Source organism: Desulfotruncus arcticus DSM 17038, from assembly GCF_900113335.1.
GTDB classification, from domain to species: domain Bacteria; phylum Bacillota; class Desulfotomaculia; order Desulfotomaculales; family Desulfallaceae; genus Desulfotruncus; species Desulfotruncus arcticus.
In genome coordinates this window covers 307167-331613 of sequence record NZ_FOOX01000001.1, presented here as the reverse complement: position 1 = coordinate 331613, position 24447 = coordinate 307167, and the positions used below count along the sequence as shown (strand labels likewise).

Annotated in this window: 23 protein-coding genes and 1 riboswitch; of the genes, 9 read left to right on the top strand and 14 right to left on the bottom strand. The window is 43.3% G+C overall.

Annotated elements, in window-relative coordinates:
- Nucleotides 1-106 precede the first annotated feature (106 nt).
- The 4 genes from BM056_RS01650 to asnB all read left to right on the top strand — a co-directional run bounded on the left by BM056_RS01650 (nucleotide 107) and on the right by asnB (nucleotide 3945).
- A complete protein-coding gene (locus tag BM056_RS01650; protein WP_092468069.1) occupies nucleotides 107-349 on the top strand; it encodes a hypothetical protein in 243 nt (80 codons plus the stop codon).
- Nucleotides 350-716: 367 nt separating this feature from the next.
- Nucleotides 717-1349 (top strand): phosphatidylserine decarboxylase family protein, encoded by a 633-nt coding sequence (locus BM056_RS01640; protein ID WP_092468065.1) that lies wholly within the window; start codon nucleotides 717-719, stop codon nucleotides 1347-1349.
- Nucleotides 1333-1866, top strand: a complete 534-nt coding sequence (pssA, locus tag BM056_RS01635; RefSeq protein ID WP_238456263.1) for a CDP-diacylglycerol--serine O-phosphatidyltransferase — start codon at nucleotides 1333-1335, stop codon at nucleotides 1864-1866. Before BM056_RS01640 ends, pssA begins: the two co-directional genes overlap by 17 nt.
- Nucleotides 1867-2100: 234 nt before the next feature.
- Nucleotides 2101-3945 (top strand): asparagine synthase (glutamine-hydrolyzing), encoded by a 1845-nt coding sequence (asnB, locus tag BM056_RS01630; protein ID WP_092468063.1) that lies wholly within the window; start codon nucleotides 2101-2103, stop codon nucleotides 3943-3945.
- A gap of 137 nt (nucleotides 3946-4082) precedes the next feature.
- On the opposite strand, the gene BM056_RS01625 is transcribed toward asnB, so the two are convergent.
- The 13 genes from BM056_RS01625 to cobK form a co-directional block, all read right to left on the bottom strand.
- A complete protein-coding gene (locus tag BM056_RS01625; protein WP_092468061.1) occupies nucleotides 4083-4937 on the bottom strand; it encodes a GltB/FmdC/FwdC-like GXGXG domain-containing protein in 855 nt (284 codons plus the stop codon).
- A 5-nt stretch (nucleotides 4938-4942) separates the two neighbouring features.
- Complete coding sequence (locus BM056_RS01620; RefSeq protein WP_092468059.1) at nucleotides 4943-6457, bottom strand: glutamate synthase-related protein; 1515 nt, start codon at nucleotides 6455-6457, stop codon at nucleotides 4943-4945.
- A 15-nt stretch (nucleotides 6458-6472) separates the two neighbouring features.
- Nucleotides 6473-7618, bottom strand: coding sequence for a class II glutamine amidotransferase (locus BM056_RS01615; protein WP_092468057.1), 1146 nt, complete (start codon nucleotides 7616-7618; stop codon nucleotides 6473-6475).
- Nucleotides 7618-8910: an NAD(P)/FAD-dependent oxidoreductase gene (locus BM056_RS01610; RefSeq protein ID WP_092468055.1), complete on the bottom strand. Its 1293-nt coding sequence runs from the start codon at nucleotides 8908-8910 to the stop codon at nucleotides 7618-7620. The genes BM056_RS01615 and BM056_RS01610 overlap by 1 nt, the downstream gene beginning before the upstream one ends.
- 10 nt (nucleotides 8911-8920) lie before the next feature.
- On the bottom strand, nucleotides 8921-9358 hold the full coding sequence (locus BM056_RS01605) for a 4Fe-4S dicluster domain-containing protein (RefSeq protein ID WP_092468054.1): 438 nt from the start codon (nucleotides 9356-9358) through the stop codon (nucleotides 8921-8923).
- A gap of 329 nt (nucleotides 9359-9687) precedes the next feature.
- Entirely contained in the window at nucleotides 9688-10800 is a 1113-nt protein-coding gene (locus BM056_RS01600; RefSeq protein ID WP_092468052.1) for a PRK06851 family protein, read from the bottom strand.
- A 280-nt stretch (nucleotides 10801-11080) separates the two neighbouring features.
- Entirely contained in the window at nucleotides 11081-11335 is a 255-nt protein-coding gene (locus tag BM056_RS01595; protein WP_092468048.1) for a hypothetical protein, read from the bottom strand.
- Between the two features lie 54 nt (nucleotides 11336-11389).
- On the bottom strand, nucleotides 11390-12241 hold the full coding sequence (locus tag BM056_RS01590; RefSeq protein WP_092468046.1) for a nitrilase family protein: 852 nt from the start codon (nucleotides 12239-12241) through the stop codon (nucleotides 11390-11392).
- Between the two features lie 222 nt (nucleotides 12242-12463).
- Nucleotides 12464-13300 carry an energy-coupling factor ABC transporter ATP-binding protein gene (locus BM056_RS01585; protein WP_092468044.1) on the bottom strand — a complete coding sequence of 279 codons (837 nt, stop codon included), beginning with the start codon at nucleotides 13298-13300 and terminating at the stop codon, nucleotides 12464-12466.
- Entirely contained in the window at nucleotides 13293-13994 is a 702-nt protein-coding gene (gene cbiQ, locus BM056_RS01580; protein ID WP_238456274.1) for a cobalt ECF transporter T component CbiQ, read from the bottom strand. The genes BM056_RS01585 and cbiQ overlap by 8 nt, the downstream gene beginning before the upstream one ends.
- A gap of 82 nt (nucleotides 13995-14076) precedes the next feature.
- Nucleotides 14077-14367: an energy-coupling factor ABC transporter substrate-binding protein gene (locus BM056_RS01575; protein WP_092468041.1), complete on the bottom strand. Its 291-nt coding sequence runs from the start codon at nucleotides 14365-14367 to the stop codon at nucleotides 14077-14079.
- A 2-nt stretch (nucleotides 14368-14369) separates the two neighbouring features.
- The gene (locus BM056_RS01570; protein ID WP_092468039.1) at nucleotides 14370-15119 is read right to left on the bottom strand and encodes an energy-coupling factor ABC transporter permease; all 750 of its coding nucleotides are present in this window, start codon (nucleotides 15117-15119) and stop codon (nucleotides 14370-14372) included.
- A gap of 90 nt (nucleotides 15120-15209) precedes the next feature.
- A complete protein-coding gene (gene cobK, locus BM056_RS01565; protein WP_238456262.1) occupies nucleotides 15210-15974 on the bottom strand; it encodes a precorrin-6A reductase in 765 nt (254 codons plus the stop codon).
- 332 nt (nucleotides 15975-16306) lie between these two features.
- Nucleotides 16307-16490, bottom strand: a riboswitch (cobalamin riboswitch).
- Between the two features lie 271 nt (nucleotides 16491-16761).
- On the opposite strand from cobK, the gene ybaK reads away from it, so the two are divergent.
- From ybaK to BM056_RS01540, 5 genes are all read left to right on the top strand, one after another.
- Entirely contained in the window at nucleotides 16762-17244 is a 483-nt protein-coding gene (gene ybaK / locus BM056_RS01560) for a Cys-tRNA(Pro) deacylase (protein WP_092468037.1), read from the top strand.
- Between the two features lie 539 nt (nucleotides 17245-17783).
- Nucleotides 17784-18656, top strand: a complete 873-nt coding sequence (locus BM056_RS01555) for a 3-hydroxyacyl-CoA dehydrogenase family protein (RefSeq protein WP_092468034.1) — start codon at nucleotides 17784-17786, stop codon at nucleotides 18654-18656.
- A 96-nt stretch (nucleotides 18657-18752) separates the two neighbouring features.
- Nucleotides 18753-19931, top strand: coding sequence for a thiolase family protein (locus BM056_RS01550; RefSeq protein ID WP_092468032.1), 1179 nt, complete (start codon nucleotides 18753-18755; stop codon nucleotides 19929-19931).
- A gap of 41 nt (nucleotides 19932-19972) precedes the next feature.
- Nucleotides 19973-20746, top strand: coding sequence for an enoyl-CoA hydratase-related protein (locus BM056_RS01545; RefSeq protein ID WP_092468030.1), 774 nt, complete (start codon nucleotides 19973-19975; stop codon nucleotides 20744-20746).
- Between the two features lie 27 nt (nucleotides 20747-20773).
- Nucleotides 20774-22597, top strand: a complete 1824-nt coding sequence (locus tag BM056_RS01540) for an acyl-CoA dehydrogenase family protein (RefSeq protein WP_092468027.1) — start codon at nucleotides 20774-20776, stop codon at nucleotides 22595-22597.
- 207 nt (nucleotides 22598-22804) lie between these two features.
- Here BM056_RS01540 and BM056_RS01535 read toward each other — a convergent pair whose 3' ends face one another.
- Nucleotides 22805-24433 (bottom strand): long-chain-fatty-acid--CoA ligase, encoded by a 1629-nt coding sequence (locus BM056_RS01535; protein ID WP_092468026.1) that lies wholly within the window; start codon nucleotides 24431-24433, stop codon nucleotides 22805-22807.
- Nucleotides 24434-24447 lie beyond the last annotated feature (14 nt).

Below are 24447 nucleotides of genomic sequence, written 5' to 3'. Positions count from 1 at the left end.
AGATTTTTATAATTGATCTAATCTTAAAAATTTTTCCAAATACATGCACATCTGAAAGTGTCTGCTAATAATATAAAATACATTAATTGAAGAAGGAGGATTTTTTGTGGATTATAGTGAAAAGTATGTTGGTTCAAAGGCTGAATTTATGAAGTTCATGCAGGAAGTAATGATGAGAATGGCCTCGCGCTCTCTAACAGTGGAAGATGGAGTAATCGAATTTCCAGAGGATGTCGAACTGGAATATAAGATTAAATACGACGAAGATGAGGAAGAACGCAAGCTATCCATTAAAGTTTGCTGGCCAAATCCTGACGCACCCGTAACTGAGGAGGATGCAGAGGAATAAAAAAATGCAGAGATTATATATGCAGGTGCTTCCTGCATTTTTTTTGTTCTTTTCGAGTGGGAGGAGAATGATACCGGTACTCCAGAATTACTTACCTAGTCTCAATGGCCAGGACAGAAATTGGAATTAAAATAAATGGCCTGATTATTGAAAAAATAATTATCCAGCCCAGTGATGTAAGGTGATAATTCAGAATATAATTTTTTATTAAAAGAAAATAAGTGGCTATAAAGTTAAAGAGACAACCAGTATTGGCGTGGTAGGTTAATGAACCCATTTTATTTTACACACCTTTCGGATTTAAAAACATCTTTCAGAAAGACGACCTTTAAAGTATAATGATAAAAAATAATATCTGGGAGTATCTATGCGTCTAGCTAAAGAAGCACTACCGTACTGTATTATTTTATCAATATTAACTTTTTTAAGCTATTTTTTAAGCACTATATTATTCTACATTCTTCTGGCGTCCCTGGCATTTGTTTTGTTTTTTTTCCGTAATCCCAACCGGCTGATAATTTCTGATGATAAATATATTTTATCACCCGCCGATGGCAAAATTCAAAGAATTATTTCTTTTCAAGAAGAAACATTCATCAAAGGAAATGCCATAAAGGTGAGTATTTTTTTGTCATTGTTTAACGTCCATATCAACAGAAGCCCGTTAAGTGGGAAAATCACTTATACCTCTTACAGGCCGGGCAAATATTTTCCTGCGTTTAAGAGTCATGCATCTGAGTTAAATGAAAGAAATACTATTGGCATAGAAAATGAAAAAATTAGAGTTCTTGTTCACCAAATAACAGGTTTTATTGCCCGAAGAATAGTTTGTTACAGAAAAAAAGGTGATTCTGTTCTGCAAGGGGAAATATTTGGGATGATAAAATTTGGTTCCTGCACTGAATTAGACTTCCCTGATAATATAAAAGTTTTGGTTAAGGAAGGAGATGTGGTTATAGCTGGAAAAACTGTACTGGGGGTGATTGAAGATAAAAGTTAGCATAACTGAGATAAAGAATAATTTACCCAATGCTATGTCTTGCTGCAATATGATCATGGGTGTGTCAGCGATAATCCTGGCTGCCAAAGAGTATTTTTTTCTCGCTTCAATTATGGTAATAATCGGTGCTGTATTTGACCGTTATGACGGAATTGTTGCCAGAAAATTAAATGTCGTAAGTAAACTTGGCAAGGAAATGGACTCTCTGGCGGATCTTATAACGTTTGGTCTGGCCCCTTCCATTATTGCGTTATTATTTCCACTTTCATCTTTTAAGATTTCAGGTTATATTATTTCAATAATATTTATTACCTGTGGTTGGTATAGGCTATCCAGATATAATGTATCTCATATGAGTAACGTGTATACCGGACTTCCTATCACCATTGCAGGGTGTTTGCTGGCGGTTAGTTTAATCTACCAGTCTGAATATAATGTGCACCCACATTCCACGGCATTTATGATGTTGGTTTTCAGTTACTTAATGGTTAGTCAGCATAAAATTAAAAAAATCTAATTATTTAAATAGGCTTAAATAAGTATAATCGCAAAGAGATAAACCGGAAATGGCATATTCTATTGATTTACCATAATTTTTATATGGAGTTTTCCCTTACTGATGCATATTGTTAAAAAGAGGTGTGAGGGCGCAATAAGGCGCCCCCTAAAATGGCAATGTCGCCGGCCCAGAAGGGCAGGCGGCTTTTGTTTTGTTAAAACAAGCTATCAAACGTCATCAGGAGGGAAAGATATGTGCGGTATAACAGGATGGGTGGACTGGGATCAGGACTTGGCTTCTAAACGTACCGTTCTGGCAACTATGAGCGATACGTTGGCTAACAGGGGACCTGATGCCTCCGGTATGTGGATATCCGGACACGCTGCCTTTGCTCACCGCAGGCTTATAGTGGTTGATCCTGAAGGTGGAGCTCAGCCAATGGTACGTAACCGTGGGGAAAACCAGTATGTAATTACTTATAATGGAGAGTTGTATAATACACCTGATTTAAGACGGGAATTAGAGTTAAAAGGTTATTCATTTACAGGGCACTCCGATACTGAAGTCTTACTTGTCTCCTATATCGAGTGGGGTGAAAAATGTGTAGAAAAACTTAATGGCATCTATGCTTTTGGTATCTGGAACGAAAAAGAACAAAGGCTTTTCCTGGCCCGTGACCGAATTGGAGTTAAGCCGCTTTTTTATACACATCATCATAACTCATTAATTTTCGCCTCCGAATTAAAAGCATTACTTGCTAATCCTGATATTAAGCCTGAACTTGATGCTGAAGGCTTGGCGGAAGCATTGTTCATGTCCCCCGGACGCACTCCGGGGCATGGTGTATTTAAAGGGATCGCTGAATTAAAACCAGCTCATTGTCTGGTTTACGACCATGATGGCCTTAGAATTTGGCCTTACTGGAAACTGGCCAGCAAGCCTCATGAGGATGACCTTGATATAACGATTGAAAAAGTACGGGAACTGTTTAAAGACACGGTTATCCGGCAATTGGTTGCCGACGTTCCCGTTTGCACCTTACTGTCCGGTGGTATTGATTCCAGTGCGATTACAGCCTATGCAGTTGAGGGTTTTAATGATCAAGGAAAAGATACATTACATTCTTGGTCAATTGATTACTTTGACAATGACAGAAACTTTAAACCTACTATGTATCAGCCTGATTCAGATATGAATTGGGTGCAACTGGTTTCTGATTATTTAGGTACATTGCACCATAATGTTATTATTGATACTCCGGAACTGGTGGATGCACTTTCAGCGGCCGTCAGGGCCAGAGACTTGCCGGGCATGGCAGATGTAGATGCTTCACTGTATTTATTTTCACGGGCGATTAAACAAGAGGCTACTGTTGCTTTATCCGGAGAATGCGCTGACGAGATTTTTGGCGGTTATCCATGGTTTAACAGGCCGGACCTTGTATCCCTTAATACATTTCCCTGGATGTCAAATCTTGACTTGCGAGAAAGTTTAATCTCACCTGAAATAATTGAACTGGTCAGGCCTGAAGCATACATCAACCGGCGTTACCTGGAAACTCTGGCTGAAGTACCCCGCCTGCCCGGAGAGGATATGCAAAATGAGCGCATCCGTGAGATTGGCTACCTGACCATGCATTGGTTCATGCAAACACTATTGGACCGTAAGGACAGAATGAGCATGGCCGTGGGACTTGAAGTAAGAGTTCCGTTTTGCGACCATCGTCTTGTTGAATATGTTTGGAATATTCCCTGGTCGATGAAATCCTGCGATCAGATGGAAAAGGGTATCCTGCGCAGAGCAATGAAAGGAGTTTTACCGGAGAAAGTGCTAAAAAGAAAGAAAAGTCCTTACCCTAAAACCCATAACCCCAACTATTTAAGAGCTGTTCGCAATGCTGTGTTGGAAATACTGGAGGATCACGGTTCTCCACTGCGGAGACTGATAAATATGGAGCCATTACGTCAATTAGCTACCTGTGAAGGGAAAAGCTTTAATCAACCTTTTTACGGTCAGTTAATGACAGATGCGCAATTATTTGCCTATTTAATCCAGGTAGATACGTGGCTGAGGGAATATAAAGTAAGCATTGTTTAGATACCCATGCCGCTAATGCAACACCTGCGTTTTATTGATCTAATAATCTCAGCACCTGTAAACTACTTAGGAGTTAGGAGTCAGAACGAGAGAGCCGGATCGGATCATTCTGAATTCTGACTCCTGAATGCCTAAAACTAATAAGCGTATATTTTTCCATAAGGGCGAAGGGAAACCGGCAGTAATTTAATAAAACTACCTTTTAAAATTTCTTCAGCGTTACCTCCGAAGTATTCACAATATTGTTTAACATAGGTGGAAACAATTTTACGATCTGCGTCGTCTAATTCACGAACACCAACTTCTTTGCCAAGTTGATGTTGTTCAACTGTGCCGCGCAGGTAGATTACGCCCCCGTGCATGCCGGTTCCTATATAGTTGGCCCGGTGCGGCTCGCCTGCTTTTAAATTTAAACCCAACAGCATTACTATTCCACCGGCCATATATTCACCTAAAAAATCCTGTGCGGTTCCGCCGACAACTAATACGGGCAATTTATTTTTATACTGCTTCATATGAATGGCTGCCCTGTAGCCAACGTTATCCCTGACGAAGACCTTGCCATCCCGCATGGACATGGCAACCACATCGCCGGCCCGGCCGTAAACGATTATTTCTCCGTCGTCCATGGTATTTCCCACGCCGTCCTGGGCGTTGCCGTTGACAATAATTTGATGACCTTTTAAAAACATCCCCAGGTCATTACCGGGAAATTTATTAATGGTTATTTTAACGGGCTTGTGTCCCCGGGGAAGCACCAATCTGGTACCTATATATCTTTGCCCGTAAACATTGTTTAAGGTAATTTCTGAAGCGCCTCGCAAGACAACTTCCCTTAAAACATCGTTAACTTCTTTATGTTTTAAAGTATTGGCGTTAATTACAGCTTTGCTGCCATCTATCACAGTATTTTGCGCAATTAGTTCGTCAACCGGACGAATATCGCCCAAGAAATTATCCCTATAACCAAATTTAACATTCATACCATTCATTCGGCTCACTCCCCTGCTCCCTTTACTCCCAGAACATTGAGTTCCCATTCTTCCAGACCCACACCGCGCAGGTGTTCCCTGTTGCCGCGCAGGCTTTCAATAGCATTGATGCCCATTCCGCCCAGCATTTCCTGTATCTCATGACTCCAGCCCTTTAATAAATTAACCAGTTTTTGAGTGGTGATTTCCGGGTTAAGTCTTTTGGTTAAAAAAGGATCCTGGGTACAAATACCCCAATTACATTTGCCCGTATAGCATTTATGGCAAAGAGTACAGCCCATAGCCACCAGTGCCGCTGTTCCTATATATACAGCGTCGGCACCCAGGGCGATGGCTTTAATGGCGTCAGCTGAACATCTGATTCCTCCGGCGGCCAGCACTGAACATTTATGCCTGATACCCTCTTCCCTCAGCCTTTTGTCAACTGCAGCCAGCGCCAGTTCCATTGGTATGCCCACATTATCCCTTGTGGCCAGCGGAGCGGCTCCTGTTCCACCTCTGATGCCGTCAATCGCCACAATATCAGCGCCTGCCCTGACGATACCGGAAGCAATGGCAGCCACATTATGCACAGCGGCGATTTTTACGGAGACAGGTTTTTCGTAATTGGTAGCTTCTTTAAGCGCGTAAATAAGCATGGAAAGGTCTTCAATTGAATAAATATCATGCTGCGGCGCAGGTGATAATGCGTCGGTGCCCAGCGGAATCATCCTGGTCTCGGCAATATTAACTGATACTTTTTCTCCGGGCAGGTGCCCGCCTATGCCGGGTTTCGCTCCCTGTCCGATCTTAATTTCAATAATCTGCGCGCTGTTAAGATAATCCGAGTCGACCCCGAACCTGCCGCTGGCACACTGGACTATGGCATTTCCCCCGAATTCCAAGCGCATATGCTCCGGTAAGCCACCTTCACCTGTATTAAACAGTGTCCCGAATTCCTTGGCAGCCATGGCGAGTGATTTATAGGCCTGGTAACTGATAGCCCCGTAAGACATAGCAGAAAATACCAGTGGTGTTTTAATGGGTATGTTGGGGTTCAGCTGAGATTTAAGACAAGCTTTGCCCTTTTCATAATTGATTTCAAGCGTGTCTGGCTTGCGGCCAATAAAGGTCTTAAGTTCCATCGGCTCTCTTAGAGGATCGATGGAAGGGTTGGTAACTTGAGATGCGTTAAGTACCAGATGGTCCCAGTAAATCCGATAGGGTTTATCATTACCGCTGCCGGTAAGTACTACCCCGCCGGTTTCGGCCTGTTTTTTGAGATTCTGCATTTTATCTCTGGACCAGCTGCTGTTAGGCCGATAATCCGATACGCGTGGGTGTACATAAAGTGCGTTAGTGGGACAAAGGGCCACGCACCGCTGACAGCCAACGCATAACTCGTCTGTCGTAAAAAACCTGTTCAAATCCCCGTCGAATTGATGAACTTTGTTGGCACACTGTCTTTCGCATACCCGGCAGCGGATGCATTTATCTTCCGATCTCTCGATGGCAAATTCAGGTAAAAGGTATGAATACATGATTTTTTATCACCCTCAAATCGAATTTTTTACACTTAGCAAGTGGTCCTGCGAATTCATCCTGACCACTACCGGTTCGCCGCCGGGTGGCGTCCAGGCCATCTCCAGGTCCGGACAAACAGCCCTGATAGACGCCTCTTCAGAGGAAAGAAATACAAAATCACCCTTGGCACCCGCTGTTATCGGCCTTAGCCTGATCCTGTCGGTCAGCCCGATCATCTCATTATGGTGGGCGATAATTACAGTAAAAGGTCCGTTCATCAGCAGTGGTGCATAGGTCATACGTAAAGCTGTAAATAGTTCTTTATCGTTTTCGTTCATTTTTTCGATGACATCCCACATGGGCGGCGCAAATATTTTGCTGACGATTTCTATAGGCAAGCTCTGCCTGCGCATAAGCAGGTCGACAGCGTAAGCGAGTACTTCGGTGTCGGTGTGCAGCGTGCAGTAGTAATTATGCATCTCCAAATATCTTCTATTAGTTCCGTAAGAAGATATTTCACCGTTATGCACCACTGTCCAGTCCAATATGTTAAACGGGTGCGCACCACCCCACCAACCCGGGGTATTGGTTGGGAACCTGCTGTGCACGGTCCAAATATGTCCCTGGTATAATTTGTCCAGCATGAAATAATCAGCTATCTCTTCAGGAAAACCAACACCTTTAAAAACTCCCACATCTTTGCCGGAAGAAAAAACATAAGCATCATCAACGTTGGTATTTAAATACATGACCCTGGTTACTACGTACTCATCATCCGGAATGGCCTGATCTTCACTTTTCTTTTGCGGAGCAACATAATACCTCCATACAATCGGCGGGAAGAATAAAGCCACATCAGGATTGGTGGGTATTTCTTCGTCATAAACAACGTAAAAATGCTCTTTTAAAAAAGCCTCGACCCTGCGCTTGGCGTCTAAATTTTTGTTTTGATACATAATGTGCAGAGCGTAATATTCTTTATATTCCGGATAAAGGCCGTAGATGGCAAAACCTCCGCCCAGCCCGCTGCCGCGCACTTTCATGTTTTTAATGGCGTTGATGGCCATACTGCCGCCAAATTTTTCGCCCTTGGTGTTCATTACACCGAAAAGCCCGCAGGCATCATGTTTTTTATCGGGTATAAACCTATCACTTTCGAAATGTTTTTGAACCAGCATTATACCACCCCTAAAATTACATCTTCTCTTAGTAACTGCCATCTGAGCTCATCAGGTAAATTGGCGTATCCGAAATCACCGGACAGCAGATCTTGCTCAAAATTCCGCACGTCGATTTTTTTGCGCATTAGATTTAAGAATATACCCACCCTGTTTATTTGACCAATTAAAATATAGCCTTGAATAATGCCCTCATTATTTAAAATAAATTTCAAGTATATACTCTCGTCGGCGTCTAATCTTTGTAGAACTCTAAAATCGCCCGCAGTTTCACCTGTTACATTTAAACCCGCATTAATCATATTGAGGTCAAAAAAGTGCATTGCGTTCATACTCGTACTGTCTGTGTATTCTCTTTTTACGCCGGCCATATTAAAAGCTGAAGTCCTGCCGCCGGCGTAAGCATTGGGCCACAGCGGCAGTGGTTGAGTTTGGCCGGTAACGAAATTATAATTGGCGGCGCAGTCCCCGCAGGCGTATACATTGGGAGCGGAGGTCCGCATTTTTTTATTCACCACAATGCCTCTGTTAACTTCAATTCCAGCGTTTTCTGCCAATTCGACTCTGGGAATTACACCGACACCGACAATAAGCAAGTCGCAGGGTATGCTTGTACCGTCTTTCAGGATTATACCTTCAACGAATTCATTGCCTTGCACTTCCTGGATAGTATTATTTAGGTAAATACCCACGCCGGCGTTTTTAAAGGTATTCTGTACCAACATGGAACCGGTTTCGTCAATAACAGGAGCCAACACCCTGCTTCCCAACTCCACCACGCTAACTTTTAAATTTCTCTTTTTTAATACCTCGGCTGCCATCAGCCCGATAACGCCCCCGCCCAGTACCACTGCATGCCTGGCCGTTGCCAATTTCTTTTCGATACCCAGCAAATCGTTAAAGCTGTGAAAACTATATACGTTCTGTTTATCAAGTCCGGCTATGGGGGGGTAAATTGGTTTACCACCTGTGGCCAGTAAAAGTTTGCCGTAACTCAGGCGATCTCCACCGGTAAGCACAACTTCCTGTTTTTCCGTATCGATTGCTTCAGCCTTTTGACCCGTAATCAGGTTAACCCCGGCTTGCTCATAAAATCCTGCGGGCCGGTAAAACATTTTATCTTTGGTGATTTTACCAGCCAGGTAATAGGGGATTAGCGCTCTGGAATATACGTGATGGTTTTCCTCGGATACCAGCCCTATGCTGCCGGTTTTATCGATGCTTCTCAGCCCTTCAATGCACCCCACTGCCCCGGCTGAATTGCCAATTATTAAATAATCATAATTTCCCATTTTCTCACCCCTAATCTTCTACGTATACCAGCGCCTGATTGGGACATTTGCTGACGCAGTACATGAATTCCAATCCCGCACATAAGTCACATTTAATAACTTTTTTGTGTGCATGATCAATAAAAATATTTCCATAGGGGCAGGTAAGCACGCAGCTGTAACAACCTACACATTTTTCCGAGTCATGTTCAACTGCCCCGCTCTCAGGATTCTTAGTTAATGCGCCGCTGATACATGCGGCTACACAGTCTGGTTCATTGCAATGCCTGCATTGCAGGGCAAAGGTCAAAGGCAATTTTTCTTCAACCCTGATTCTGGGCTCCGGTTTTACTTCTTCATAATTAAAAGCTTTGATAATATGCCCGGATTTTGAATGTGCCACCGCACACCATATTTCACACAAGTGACACCCCATGCATACTTCAGGTTTGGCCAGTATTTTTCCCATGGCTGCTCCTTCCTCTCAAATAATAGTTTTTGATTTAGAAAATAAAAAGCCCACATGGACATGCTTAAAAAACCTCAGTTAAACATGCCGTGTGGGCTTCGTTGCCCTTTTCGCGCTCTTCCTCGAGCTAAATATTCAACTAAACATACAATTAGTAAATACTTGTTAACAGACAAAATAAAAACGTCCTACCGGGATCTGTATTTTCAGATCCCGGTAGGACGCCATTGCCCCAAAAAATATCTTGCTAATTATTATATGTTAATATTTAAAAAAATCAATGCTTTATTAATAGAAATATTGTATACTTGTTCTGTTAACTCACAATTTTATTTGAATTCCTCAGCTAAATCCAATATTCTGGCCAACGTTTGTTCCCTTCTGGCGTTAATTGCCTCAAAATCCATGTAAGGTGCATAATATTTTTCCATATCATCATGTTCCGCTTTGGCCTGTTTGATAAAAGATACCGCTTGTTCCATACACTGCCGGTACATTTTGCGGGCGGTAGTTTTTTCGGTTAGATATTTTTCGTTGATAATGGGATTCACACATTCCATCGTATCCACTACAACATCACCGTTGCCGGGTCTAAAATCATGTGGCTCAACGGAATTGACAATAGCAATGCTTAGTCCGGGTATAACCAGATGATCAATTAATTCCGGCTCTAAGGCGCAATGGTAGGCTTCGATATCAAAGCCCCTCATCATGGCGGCCTCCGCGAGTCTGCGCACCAATGTGTTTTTACCTGTACCGTCGTCACCTTCAATAATATACCTTTTCGCAATGCCACCCACGATGGTTCCAAGGTGGCTCGCCGGACCATCGGGCGTTATGGCTGTAGCAAATAAATGGCGCTCTTTGGGGTTATCCTTCTGACGCTCCTGGCCCTCAAAAATTTCGTGTGTCAATTCCAATACCTTGCGGTCGAAGTCACCTACGTTAAAAGCACCAGTTCCAGAATAATAAAATTTAACTTCGTTGAGAAATATTTTAGCTGCCGCCAGGTAAGAGTAAGCCCGGTTAAAAAGTCTGCCGACCTCCTTGTTACAGGCAAGAATTTCTTTTTTATTGGCTCTAAGCGCACTTACGTTCCAGTGGTCGCCAAGATGGATAATCTCATCAACGGCACCAGGATGCTTGGGATCCACAACATGAGGTGCTGTGCCATCCAACATCGCCACTTTAATAGCCGGTATTACCAAACCATCAAGTGAACCGTTATCGGAAGAACAACAATGAAATTCAATATCGTAACCCTGTTCCAACATCGCCTCGCCAATTTTACGCATAAAGGTAGATTTGCCGACTCCCGGGCCGCCTTTGATGACAAATATTCTGGTTGCTTCCTGCTGGTCAATAATATAATCATAAAAAGAGTAAAAGCCCTGGCTGGTATTACCACCGGGAAAATATTTTTTTAAGCTGCCTTTGGACAAACCGGTTCCCCCTTTCGTACTAGTCAACCGGAATAGTTTTAGCGGGAGCCCCGTTGATCCCGCGTACATTTCCCGGAAGAACTATGAGATTTAATTATTTGACCCATAGCACAGGCATACACTAAAAAAACCATGAAGGTGCTTATTCCCAATCATGGTGTTCTTTAATCGCCCAGTTGGATCGTGATGTCTTATTTATATGCCTAAACAGAAAAAAATGATCAAAATTCAATATCTTTTAGGCATACCTTTTTCTGGATAAGGAACCGGCGGGTGTTAATTAATGACTGCAGCCACACTTAAAATCTTGCGGGATGGCGATACCGTTTTCCTCTAAAAACTCTTCAGCTTGATGTCCTAAATAATGCAAGACTTCGTGATTATCTTCATCAGATACATTGACAAGATTTGAAATAAACGCACCGCTTTTCAGGTTTAAAATACCAAAGTAACTATTGCCCTTAAATTCAAAATGCATTTTTACCTCATATTCATCTTTGTCGATCATTGACATTTGAGTTATTTTAATATCCATTTATCAACGCTCCTCATAATTTTCTTGCTCCACTAAACCAACATTTTAGCATTGCTATTGTTTCCCGGCGCGAGAATTTTCTTTGATTAGGTTATGATATAGCTCCGGTCGCCTGCTGTGGAGATAAAAACTATTACTCATGGAAACAGACTCTCTGTTTCTGATCGTATTGATAAGCTTCGCGTCAAGCTCCGTCAACAGCATGCCTTCTCCCTTATTAAAAGATTCAGCAACTACATTCCCCTTAGGATCAATGACCATAGCTCCCCCGCAATAACAATGTCCTGTTCCGTCTTCTCCCACCAAATTACAGGCCGCCAAGTATACTGCGTTATCGTAAGCCCGTGCGGTCATATATTTGAGCCAGATCCCACGCCGGTCACCAACTATAGACGGTGAAGCATGCGGGGCAAAAATAATTTCTGCCCCGGCCATAGACATGATTGTTGTTATTTCGGGAAAATGAAGGTCCCAACAAATTTCAATGCCTACCTTAGCTTTATTTAAATCAAATACAGGTAATTTTTCACCGGAAGAAAAATAAGGTTTTTCACTGTTGCCCAGGTGGGTTTTGCGATATTTTAACAGTCGGCCGTCTGGTTCTATCAAAAGCTGAGTTATATAAGGTTTATCTGCCCCTGATTTTTCCGCCATCCCCACTATAGCTGTCATGTTGCTGTTTTTAACCGCTTCTGACAGGCGATTAGTTGAAGGACCGGGTACGGGTTCCGAATATACACCCGACCGGTCACGGCTGTAGCCCTGTACGCACAACTCGGGAAAACATATGATATCAGCTTTTTCTTCTGCCGCTCTGTTAATAAATTCGGTTATTTTATTTAGATTGTATTCTGTATTGCCAAAAATGGATTGCATTTGTACCAGGGCAATTTTAGTATTCTCCATAATAAGCTCCTGTTGAATCTAATAAAGAAGACTTGATTCAGGTGGGGTTTTGACCCCACCTGAACCTTAGTCGCACTTATTTCGAGTTTATCGCCGCTTAACTTCCGCCTGAAGAGGTGGGAGTCTTAGCGGCGGTTAACGAGATAAAATAATATTACCACAAATTAGAATAATTCCAAAAGCACTTCCCTACTCATCGGGACCTGGATTTTGCCCTCAACATCACTTTTTTAACATCAAATTATAAAGATCTTCTTTATTACGGGGTAAATCCGTATTTACTGCAAGAAATCCTTTTTTAACTAACAAATCATATACATCCACCAGCCACGGCTTTTCGAGGTCAGCTATACGGATAAGATTATCATCACTGAAAACCTTATCGGGAGTCCCCTCCCCGATTACCCTGCCATCACTCACGATGAAAACATAATCAGCCCAGGAATAGGCCAGGTCTACGTCGTGAGTTGAAAGAATAACGGTAGTGCCATTTTGACTGATTTCATCAAATAATTGCAGCGTTTGTTTAGCATGTTTCGGGTCAAGCCAGGCAGTAGGTTCGTCACAGATAAGAACCTGAGGTTCCATGGCCAATATATCCGCAATAGTCACTCTTTTTTTCTGACCGTAACTCAACATGTGAGTAGGCTTGTCCTTCAGTTCATTAATCCCGGTGGCGGTCATTGCCTGTTCGACCCGGCCTCTGACTGTTTTTTCGGCTAATCCAAGATTTAGCGGTCCAAAAGAAATTTCCTGGTAAACACTGGCTGAAAACAGCTGGCTGTCCGGGTCCTGAAACACAATCCCAACGTTTTTACGCAGCTCCAGCAGAGATTTCCTGCCATAAGCAACATCTTTGCCATTAAATTTAACTGTACCACTCTTTGGTTTTAATATGCCGTTTAAGTGAAGAAAAAGAGTGGACTTTCCCGCTCCATTGGAGCCCAGTATGGCTGTTTTTTGGCCCCTGGGAATCTTTAAACACAATTCTTTTAAAGCTTGCGTCCCATCCGGATAAGTATAGCTAAGATTGTTAGCCTCAAGAATATAGTCAGCCAATATATCCCATCTCCAGTAAGATTGCTGTAATAGTTAAAGCAGATTCTATAACCGCAATGATAATTATATTGTTTACAGAAACAGTGTATTCAGGCGTTAAAACATTTAACTGTCCGGTATAGCCTCTCGACGATAATGCAGTGTATAGCGTCTGGGAACGATGCAGTGCTTTCACAAATAAGGCAGCAGTCAATTGTCCGAGAGATTTCATAGAATTTTTCATGGAAGCATACCCCCAGCGGGAAGACTGGCTGGTATGAATTTCTTCTGCTGTTGCCAGCATAACAAATATAAACCGGTATATTAAATCAGTCAATTCTATGAAAAGGGAAGGAAATTTTAATTTCCTCATAACAGCTGTCATTTCCACAGCCGGGGTAGTCAGGGACAGGAAATACAAACAAGAAACCGCGCCCAACGATTTTAAAAATAACCCTATAGCATATATTATACCACTATACGTAATTCCAACAGTTATTCCAGATATGGTTATCCCTGCCAGCCACCCCGCCCCGGAGCCTTTAGTCGTAATAGAAACTGCTATGGTTACTACACCTATCAACAAAAAAGAAAAAGGTAAAGACATTAATCTGAAATATACTTTTATAGGAATGCGAGCCGGCCCCACTATCGCAAAAGCCATTAAAACAATTACGAGGCCAGAAATCACAGGTAAAGAAAAACCTATACACATAAACATGGTTATAAAGGCAAACGCGGCTTTTTCCAAAGGATGAACTTGCCGCAAACTATTGGTATAGGCAAAACCGTCGATGTTAAGCATTAAACTTTCTCTCTCCCCGGTTTTTTTTCCCCTTGTAATAGCCAACGAAATAACCTATAAAACCGGCTCCCAGGGCAGCTTGTAAACAAAAAAGCAGACTTTCTATTTCTCCGCTGGGAGGCTCCCAAAATGAGGAAAACCATGGCTCATAATTCGGGTTCATCTCTGCAATTACTGATTCGGCCTGATCGTCTGAGCCCCCAAATTCAGCACCATTTTGAATAAATAAAGGTATTACAGCCAATAGCACAACAATTCCTATGAGAACCAGGTTTTTTTTCATTACTAAACCTCCTTTGCCAGAATTGATAAATCCCGAAGTTCTTGCTTATTGTAATTCATTAAAACGTTAAATACCACTACAGTTAAAATTCCTTCACTAATAGCCAGCGGCACCTGGGTAACCGCAAAGACACCCATAAACTTAATTAATGAGGCAAGAATACCTCCGGACGGGTCTGGAAAAGCCAAAGCCAACTGCAACGATGTGGTGAGATATGTGAGCAGGTCTCCCAGGGCTGCGGCAAGAAAAACCGACCACCCCAAAGGTGCCCCGGATTTCCTGGCAATTCTGAAGACTGCGTATGAGACAATCGGGCCAACCACTCCCATTGAAAAAGTATTGGCACCCAAAGTAGTTATGCCGCCATGGGCGAGCAATACGGCCTGAAAAATCAAGATAATACAACCCAGAACACTCATTGTCATCGGCCCGAACATAATAGCGCCCAGTCCTACTCCTGTAGGATGTGAACAACTACCGGTCACTGACGGAATTTTGAGGGATGACAGCACAAAAGCAAAAGCTCCGGCCAAACCCAACAGCATTTTTAAGCTGGGGTTGATATTAATTGTTTTTTGGATGGAACGCAGTCCCAGGAAGATAAAAGGAATGATCAGGGCGAACCATATACCTGCCCAGTTCATTGGCAGAAAACCTTCCATAATATGCATTGCATAAGCGTTTTGAGGAATTAATAACATCACGCTCAGGATATAGACAAAGGTTAAAGCAACCATTTTCCTCGTTTTCATCAACATCTTTCCTCCCGTCAAATTTCTTAAATGATACTTTCCTAATTAAAACTCAATTGACTTGTCAAACATTAAACAATTCGCCATAACTCAAAATTTAATCGGCTTTTCCTTAATCATATCAATTACCTGTTCCCAACCGTAGCACGGCTGGCAGTCCTGAATATTACGCTTGACAATAACAATGGGAATTTTAAGGGAAAGAGCCGCATTAATTTTTGTATCAGTGCCACCCGCTTTGCCGCTGTCCTTAGTTACAATCACAGAGGCTTTATACATTTTGAACAAGGCTTTGTTTATTTGTTTAGAAAATGGACCATGTAAAGCGACTATATCCTTGGGGCCAATACCAAGGTCCTGACACTTTTTAATAATGCTGTGCTCCGGCAAAACCCGGACCACCAGTCTAAAACCGCGTTTTTCCCGTTGTTCTAAAAAAGGTTCAAGGTCATGGCTGCCGGTGGTTAAAAAAATGGTTCTGCCAATGGCGACAGCCTTTTTTGCCGCTTCTTGCATGGAAATAACAGGTACAATTAAATCGTTTGCATCAAGAGCGGTTTCTTCTCTGCCTACGCGCAGGTACATAATGCCCAATTCCGAGCACATACGGCTAAAAGTATCATTTGGCTTTAATGAAAAAGGATGCCTGGCATCAATAACTGCTTCAATGCCGTTTTCAATCAACCAACCGGCTTGAATTGACTCGATGGTGCCTTTGACCATAGAAGCTCCGTCATCTTCCGTCAGGTTCCGGCCGAAACCGGTAACTGCCAAAACACAAACCCTGCGTCCCAAACTTGTTAGCGTTTTAGTAATTTTTCTCCCGTCTCCTGTGCCTGCTAAAACTAATATCAATTCTTTTCACCCCATTGCGCAAAAAACCCCCGTGTTAGCGGGGGCTTATAAATTTGGCATTCGGCCGAAAAAAGCCATAGTTCAAACACCCCCTGTAATTCAGCGGTATGATTGAACAGGCCCGGCCTGCTGGTTAAGGATTAAGGCTCCAAGTATCTTTTGGTTACCAAACCTTTGCAGCTATTATAAACCTGATTTAAGCTGTAGCTTCTCGAGCGACAACACCTGTTTATAGTTATAAAATACAAAAACCTTAGCTCCCTGATAAGCTAAGGTTACATGTCCCTTTTACCATAATCCGATAAAAGCTACTATATCCTCTCCGTGGGAGGTAAAAGCACTTTTTTCGGGCAGGTCTCCTGACTTATGGATTATCACATACCCTTAATCCTTCCCGGATAAACCAGTGGCAATACAAAGGGCAGCTACCATTTACAGTGGCCGGACCGTCCAGGATTTTCACCTGGTTCCCTATTATCCCCATAGACTTGGGGCACCCGAAAAAACATATTTTTTTAAATAGTATCATTTAATTACTATGTTGTCCAGTAGATTCCATAATACAATATAAACAATAAAGTTTTAATATTTTTCTTGCAGGGTTTGTTTTGGCTAATTTATAATTAGTAAAATAAAAATGCAATAGGGGTTTTGATTGGAGGACATTTATGAAATGGAATGGGTTTTATATTTGATGGCCGGTTTTATAGGTTATACTCTGGCTAAGATATTAATGCGAAAAAGATAATAGAAACAGCTTCTATGATTAGATGAAAGGATAATAATTATGGCAAAGTCTAAGTTTCCTGTTACCACAGCCATTCGCGCATTAAGAGAAGCGAATGCAGTGTACCAGGATCATCTATATAATTATGAGGAAAAAGGTGGTACGGCAGTTTCATCAAGAGAACTAGGTGTTGATGAACACTATATGATTAAAACTATCGTTATGGAGGATGAAAACAATAATCCCTTAATTTGTTTAATGCATGGTGATGCGGAAATTTCCACCAAACAACTGGCACGTACAATTGGCGTTAAAAGTATTTCTCCTTGCACTCCGGAAACTGCCAATAAGCATACCGGTTACTTGGTTGGAGGTACTTCACCTTTTGGAACGCGCAAGAGATTACCCATATTTATGGAACACACAATTCAAGACCTTCCCATTATATATATTAACGGTGGCAAACGAGGCTATGCTGTTAGCATGGACCCCCAAGAGGTTGTTCGTATCCTTAAACCAACCATGGTTAGTGTTAAAATATAATTGGTAGCCCTTGATCTCTTTAATCATCTCCATGGCTGCACCAGTACCCCGTTTATTCTGGCCTCCGGTTTTTAAAAAGCTTTTAGCGATTCGAATTCATTTTTGGTTGGAAACAATATCATACACCTCCAGAACTCCCAATAACAAAGGATTGTTTATCAGTGACACTAACCGTTTAGTATCTTAACTAAATGTTAAAAATTTAAACGTGATAAATAAGAGATAAGCGGTATCTAAAATAAAATATTTGTATTTTTATTTAAAAGGACCTATCCGGTTTAAAGCTGAGATAGGTTTGTTAAGTTTTTAAACAATCTTTGGCTAATTTCAATAAAAGATTTGCTGATAAATATTAAGTATTAGTAATTTTCTAACAAGGTGGGGCTGCACTGAAGCTTTTGGCATATAATTTGCTATGATTAAACCTAGATACTGGTTGTTATAGTTTTCAAACAGATTGTCCCTTGTAAATAATGAAAGATTAATCTTACTTACAAAGCGGGGGCAGATAAAAAACTTTAAGGAGAGGTGTAGTAAAAATGACAATACCAGGCGTAAGCAAAATCTGTGTAGTGGGTGCAGGGAACATGGGGCACCAGATTGCCCTAAGCTGTGCCATAGGGGGCTATCAGGTAAAATGTATTGACGTAAATGAAGAAATTTTAAAAAAGGCGGAAGCCTTTGCTGATAATTACCTTCCCAAGCGCGTAGCCAAAGGCAAAATGACTGAGGAAGCTGCCAAACAGGCAAGAGCCAACATTTCTTTTACCACTGATCTTAAAGAAGCTGCTCAAGACGCGGACGTTGTAATTGAAGCAATTCTGGAAAAAATAGATCTTAAATTAAAAGTATTTGCCCAACTGGATGAAATTTGCCCTCCGCATACTATTCTGGCATCAAACAGTTCCTTTATCGTAAGTTCGAGAATTGCCCCGGCTACCAAGCGTCCGGAAAAAGTTTGCAATATGCACTTCTTTAACCCGGCGCTGGTAATGAAGCTTGTTGAAGTTGTAAACGGGCCGCACACCTCCGACGAAACAGCCCAGACCATTTATGACCTGGCCAAGGATATCGGTAAGGTTCCCGTAATGCTGAAAAAGGAGATTGACGGGTTCCTGGTCAACCGCATTGTTTCTGCCATTAACCATGAAGCCATGTATATTTACGACATGGGTGTAGCCTCTTATGAAGATATTGATAAAGCCGTTGTATATGCGCTGGGACACCCAATGGGCCCCTTCCGCCTGATGGATTTAACCGGCATCGACCTGGCTTACTACATCGGCATGGAGCATTACCAAAAAAACGGAGACCCTTCACACAAGCCTTCCCCAATTATTGTTGAGAAGTTTGTTAAAGGAGAATGGGGAGAAAAAACAGGGAAAGGCTTTTACGACTATACCAAAAAATAATCTCAACTTGGTTTGCTATTACACTGGCTGATTCAAAAAGAAGGGCGGCCATGCTATTGGAAAGGTCGCCCAAATTAATTGAAAGGAGGAAATAGGATGCGTGAAGCTGTAATAGTTGGCGCCGCCAGAACAGCCATAGCCAGGGAAAACGGCGCTCTAAGGGATGTTCCACCGGAAGCGCTGGCCGCTTTAGTGATGAAGGAAGCAGTTGCCAGAGGTGGTCTGCAAAAGCCGGAATTAATTGATGAGGTAATTTTCGGACACTGTTTGGGCGCGCCGGGCTGCCTTGGCCGCATGTCCTTACTCATGGCCGGATTACCTATGGAAATACCGGCTATCACGATAGACCGCCAGTGCGGTTCCGGGTCTACCGCTGTAAACCTGGCAGCTACTCACATTAGGGCGGAAGTTGGTGACATCTACCTGACAGGTGGAGTGGAAAGCATGACCCGCCAGCCTTATCTGCTGGAAAAGCCAACTGCGGCTTACCAGCGGTTTGCCCCCAGTTTTATTAAGCGTGCGCTGAGCCCACAGGAAATCGGTGATCCTCCCATGGGTATAACTGCGGAAAACGTAGCTGCACGTTACAATATACCCCGGGAAGAACAGGATGAACTTGGTTATTTGAGCCAGGTTAAAGCTGCCCGGGCTCTTCAGGAGGGAAGATTTAAGGAACAAATCGTTCCGGTTGTGATACCGCAAAAGAAAGGCGACCCTGTGGTATTTGAAGTTGATGAACACCCCCGCCCTAACACAACTCTGGAAGCATTGGCTAAACTCCGCCCGGTTTTCAAAAAAGACGGCACAGTTACCGCCGGAACTTCCTCGGGTATTAATGACGGGGCCGGTGCATTGCTGATTACTTCCCGTAAAAAGGCGAAAGAACTGGGATTAAAGCCAATGGCCCTTATACGCGCATATGGCGCCGGCGGCGTTGACCCCAACATTATGGGTATGGGACCAGTACCTGCCACCCGTAAGGCGCTGGCCATGGCCGGTTTAACCATTGATCAAATGGATGTCATTGAACTTAACGAGGCCTTTGCCGCCCAGGCTTTAGCCTGCTGCAAGGAGCTTGGCATAAACTGGCGGGATCAGGAAAAGTTTAATCCCAATGGCGGAGCCATTGCCCTTGGACACCCCATTGCCGGTTCACTGGCTATACTGACTGTAAAGGCAGTATATGAACTACACAGAAAAAATGGCCGGTATGCTTTAATTACGGCCTGCTGCGGTGGCGGCCAGGGTGTAGCAACTATAATTGAGAAGTGTTAGACTCCATGGGGACTTCTGAATATTGATAGGAGGTAAAGTAAGTGGAGCACACCAAACTAATTGTGGAAAAGCAAGACGGTTATGTTGTTGCCGCCATTAATAATCCCCCCGCAAACGCATTGGGGCAACCTGTTCTTGCCGACCTGAACGCCCTGCTTGATGAAAGTCTTAATGATAATGAAGTCAGAGCCATTGTTATAACCGGTTCCGGTGAAAAATTGTTCTCTGCGGGTGCCGATATTACAGAATTTGCATCCATCCAGGCCGACGGGGCCCCTAAGATCAGCGGCCATGATGTATTCCTAAAGATTGAAAATTACCCCAAACCAATCATAGCTGCTATGCAGGGCAGCGCATTTGGCGGCGGCAACGAGCTGTCTATGAGCTGTCACCTGAGGATTTTATCCGCATCGGCCAAAATCGGCCTGCCGGAAGTCAAGCTGGGCATTATTCCAGGTTGGGGTGGCACCCAGCGTCTACCCAGGTTAATTGGCAAAACCAAAGCCCTGGAAGTTATGCTTACGGGTGATCCATTAAGTGCTGAAGATGCTCTTAGCTACGGCCTGGTAAACAAAGTAGTTCCCGCCGACCAGGTTTTAAGTGAGGCAAAAACCCTGGCAGCAAAGCTGGCCAAAGGTGCCCCTCTGGCCATTAGAGAAATTTTAAAAGCGGTAACCCAAGGGCTTAATACTACTATTGAAGAAGGAATTAAAATTGAGCAGGCCGGGTCAGCAGTTGTGTTTGCCAGCCAGGACGCCAAAGAGGGCGGTATGGCTTTCTTCCAGAAGAGACCGCCAAACTTCCAGGGCAAATAAATTCCAAAACACAAAGGAGAGCAAAAAATGGCTAGTAATTTCATTTATTCAAACCGGGACCATAAATTTGTCATCAAAGAATGGCTGAATACGGAAAAGATTTTAAACTTTGCAGCTTTTAAAGACACCTATGATCTGGACGACGTAGATATGATCCTGGACGAGGCATTAAAGGTAGCCAAAGAAGTAATAGCCCCCACCAATGAAGACGGAGACAGAATCGAAGCCAAATTTGCCGACGGTAAGGTTGCCACCCCGTCTTCTTTCCATAAGCTTTACAATTTCCTGCAAGAAAACGGGTACGGCAACAGCCAGTATGACCCCGACGAAGAAGGTAAATTACCTACTGTTATCCATATCGCCCTGGACGAATTTTTCAACGCGGCTAACCCCGCTTTTCACCCTTATATTGGACTGGCAGGCGGAGCATCCAACCTGATCAACACCTATGGCACTGAAAAAGACAAAGCATTGTTCCTACCCAAAATGTACAGCGGCGAATGGGCCGGCACCATGTGCTTAACTGAACCCTGCTGTGGCTCAGATGTTGGTGACATTACCACCAAAGCTTTTGCTACAGATGAACCGGGAGTTTACAAAATTAAGGGCACCAAATGCTTCATAACCGCCGGCGATCATGACCTGACAGATAACATTATCCACCTGCTGTTGGCCAAGTGCGAAGGGGCAGCGCCAGGCACAAAAGGGATTTCGCTCTTTATCGTGCCCAAAATTTGGGTAAATGAAGATGGCAGTCTCGGAGAACCCAACGACGTAACTACCGTAGCCATTGAACATAAAATGGGTATTAAGGGCTCGGCAACAGCTATGCTGAGCTTTGGCGACCAGGGTACCTGCCGGGGCATCCTGCTGGGCAACCCGCCTGATGAAAAAGGTAAAGCCCAGGGCATGGCTCAAATGTTTGTGATGATGAACGGCGCCAGGCAGGGCACCGGCCTGACCGCCATGGCCATCGCGCAGGCCGCTTATAACTATTCCGTTGCCTATGCCAAGGAGCGCGTTCAAGGTAAAGCCATTAACAATCCCAAGGGCGACAGAGTTCGGATTATTGATCACGAAGACATTAGAAGGATGCTGATGTTCCAAAAATCCGTAATTGAAGCTTCCAGAGCTATGATCATGAAAAACTCTTATTATCTGGACTTAATGAGATTCAGCGATGACCCCGAAGAAAGAAAAATGGCAGAAAGAAGAGTTGATGTTAATAACCCGCTGGTCAAGGCCTACCCCTCAGACATGGTGTGGCAAACCACTGCGGAAGCCATCCAGGTTCATGGCGGATATGGCTTCACCGAAGAATATCCTGTAGCTCAGTGCGCCAGAGACTCCAAAATCCTGTCTATCTGGGAAGGTACAAACTTTATCCAATCCCTGGACTTAGTTGGCAGAAAATGGATAATGGACAGCGGCAAGGTATTCGGGGAATGGTTTAAAGAAATTGCTGCTTCGGTTGAAAGCAATAAAGAACTGGAAGGGTTTGCCCGTGAGCATGAAATTTTAAGTAAAGCAATGGGCGCCTACCGAGAAATCCAGGGCTTTATTGCCATGACTTTCGCTAAAAACATTAAGGTTGTTCCCCTCTTTTCCACCAGAATTCTACATGCAACCGCCATGCTGTGGGGAGGTTCCCTGCTGCTGGAACAGGCAGCCATAGCAGTTGCCAAGATTAAAAAATTGGGCGAAGATCATCATGACTACCCATTCTACCAGGGCAAAGTTCAAACCACCAAATTCTATATTAGAAACATTGTACCGGAAATCTTTAAGATTGCTGAAATAGTTAAAGATTGCGACACCTCGGCGATTGATATTCCTGAAGAAGCTCTATAAGAATAAAACAATATACTAGCTGGCTAATGTTAACAGAGGGGCTGCGCGATAAAAGTATTATAGCGAAGCCCCTCCATGCTATCCGGTTAAAATGTTAATTTTCTAAACATTGAAGTATTAAAAAATTAACAATCCGAGGTGCTTTGAAGCCCCTTGTATATATCAAATAGCTAAAAACAATAAACCGTTTTTTATCGCTGTATAATCTTATTGAGCTTCCTCCAATTTCTTCCGTTCCTCTTCCACCAGTTTGCGCCTTAACAGCTTGCCCACTGCTGACTTTGGCAGTTCATCTCTGAATTCATATTTCTTGGGGACTTTAAATGGAGCCAGTTTTTCTTTGCAATAAGCCTGAAACTCTTCCAGGGTTGCAGTATCCCCCTGTTTTAATACAATATAGGCTTTTACTGTTTCACCGCGGTACGCGTCAGGCACCCCTGCCACCACAGCTTCTTGAACTTTGGGATGCTCAAATAGCACCTCTTCTATTTCACGGGGATAGATATTATAGCCGCTGGCGATTATCATATCTTTTTTGCGGTCCACAATATAGAAGTAACCGTCTTCGTCCATCCTGGCCATATCTCCGGTATATAGCCATCCGTCACGCAGTGTTACAGCGGACTGTTCGGGCATATTCCAATAACCTTTCATCACCTGCGGCCCCTTGATTACCAATTCACCAACTTCCCCAACAGGCAGAAACTCACCGGTCGTCGGGCTTAGCACAGCAGCGTCGGTAGCCGGGAAGGGAATTCCAATACTTCCTGGCTTGCCTTCTCCAAATATCGGGTTGCAGTGTGTTGTGGGAGAAGATTCTGATAACCCGTACCCCTCACCCACCTCAGTGTTAGTTCCCGCAAGGAGTTTTTGGTATTTCAATATCACGTCAACGGGCATTGGAGCTCCCCCGGAGTTATAGACCATAACTGCATCATATTCCTTAAATTCAGGGCAGTTAAGCAATGCAATGAACATTGTCGGAACACCCGGGAAAAAGGTGGGCTTATAATCTTTAATAATTTGGGCTATTTCCTCGGGCACGAAACGGGGCACCAGGATCATGGTGGTTCCTGCAGCCATGGCCAAATTCATGCAGGAGGTCATGCCGTAAACATGGAACAGCGGAAGCACTGTTAGCGTAAGCTGCTTTTTCTCTTCTCCGATAAAGAAATGGTCTGTCTGCTGAGAATTGGCATAAAGGTTGTAGTGTGTAAGCATAGCACCCTTGGATACCCCGGTGGTACCTCCCGTATACTGCAGCACGGCCAGGTCCTCCATTGGGTTAATTTCCACTTCCAGCGCGGGAGGACGGTCCTGGGCATAAAAATCAGGGAACCAGAGAGTATCATTCGACAATGTCTCAGGTTTACCAGTAAAACCAGTTAAGATAACCTTTTCCAGCGATGTGCTTTCTCTGATGTTCTTAACCCTAAAGTACAGGTCAGAAAGGGTAATAATCATTTTTGAGCCGGAATCATTTACTTGGTGCTGTATTTCTCTTTCCACATACAGGGGGTTGGTATTTACCACAATACCCCCCAGGCTTAAAATAGCATAATAAGCTATTACAAAATCAGGGCAATTGGGTAACATTACAGCCACCCTGTCTCCTTTGCGCAGCCCCAGTTCAAAAAAAACTGATGTTGCCCTCCTTACAGCTTCTGCCAGTTTTGCATAGGATACTTTATGACCGTAAAAAATCAAAGCTGTTTTTTGGGGATATTTCTTAGCCGAATTAAATAACAGGCTGTGTAAAGCTGTTGGTTCGATCTTAAGATCCCACTCTACCCCCCCTTGCTCGTAAACCTTAAGGTACGGTCTTGAAAATTCCACTATTTAATACCTCC

Bases quoted from the DNA above. Each gene is read 5' to 3' on its own strand.
- BM056_RS01640 (WP_092468065.1), top strand. From the start codon at position 717: ATGCGTCTAGCTAAAGAAGCACTACCGTACTGTATTATTTTATCAATA.
- asnB (WP_092468063.1), top strand. From the start codon at position 2,101: ATGTGCGGTATAACAGGATGGGTGGACTGGGATCAGGACTTGGCTTCT.
- BM056_RS01625 (WP_092468061.1), bottom strand. From the start codon at position 4,937: ATGAATGGTATGAATGTTAAATTTGGTTATAGGGATAATTTCTTGGGC.
- BM056_RS01620 (WP_092468059.1), bottom strand. From the start codon at position 6,457: ATGTATTCATACCTTTTACCTGAATTTGCCATCGAGAGATCGGAAGAT.
- BM056_RS01615 (WP_092468057.1), bottom strand. From the start codon at position 7,618: ATGCTGGTTCAAAAACATTTCGAAAGTGATAGGTTTATACCCGATAAA.
- BM056_RS01610 (WP_092468055.1), bottom strand. From the start codon at position 8,910: ATGGGAAATTATGATTATTTAATAATTGGCAATTCAGCCGGGGCAGTG.
- BM056_RS01605 (WP_092468054.1), bottom strand. From the start codon at position 9,358: ATGGGAAAAATACTGGCCAAACCTGAAGTATGCATGGGGTGTCACTTG.
- BM056_RS01595 (WP_092468048.1), bottom strand. From the start codon at position 11,335: ATGGATATTAAAATAACTCAAATGTCAATGATCGACAAAGATGAATAT.
- BM056_RS01590 (WP_092468046.1), bottom strand. From the start codon at position 12,241: ATGGAGAATACTAAAATTGCCCTGGTACAAATGCAATCCATTTTTGGC.
- cbiQ (WP_238456274.1), bottom strand. From the start codon at position 13,994: ATGTGTATAGGTTTTTCTTTACCTGTGATTTCTGGCCTCGTAATTGTT.
- BM056_RS01575 (WP_092468041.1), bottom strand. From the start codon at position 14,367: ATGAAAAAAAACCTGGTTCTCATAGGAATTGTTGTGCTATTGGCTGTA.
- BM056_RS01570 (WP_092468039.1), bottom strand. From the start codon at position 15,119: ATGAAAACGAGGAAAATGGTTGCTTTAACCTTTGTCTATATCCTGAGC.
- ybaK (WP_092468037.1), top strand. From the start codon at position 16,762: ATGGCAAAGTCTAAGTTTCCTGTTACCACAGCCATTCGCGCATTAAGA.
- BM056_RS01555 (WP_092468034.1), top strand. From the start codon at position 17,784: ATGACAATACCAGGCGTAAGCAAAATCTGTGTAGTGGGTGCAGGGAAC.
- BM056_RS01550 (WP_092468032.1), top strand. From the start codon at position 18,753: ATGCGTGAAGCTGTAATAGTTGGCGCCGCCAGAACAGCCATAGCCAGG.
- BM056_RS01540 (WP_092468027.1), top strand. From the start codon at position 20,774: ATGGCTAGTAATTTCATTTATTCAAACCGGGACCATAAATTTGTCATC.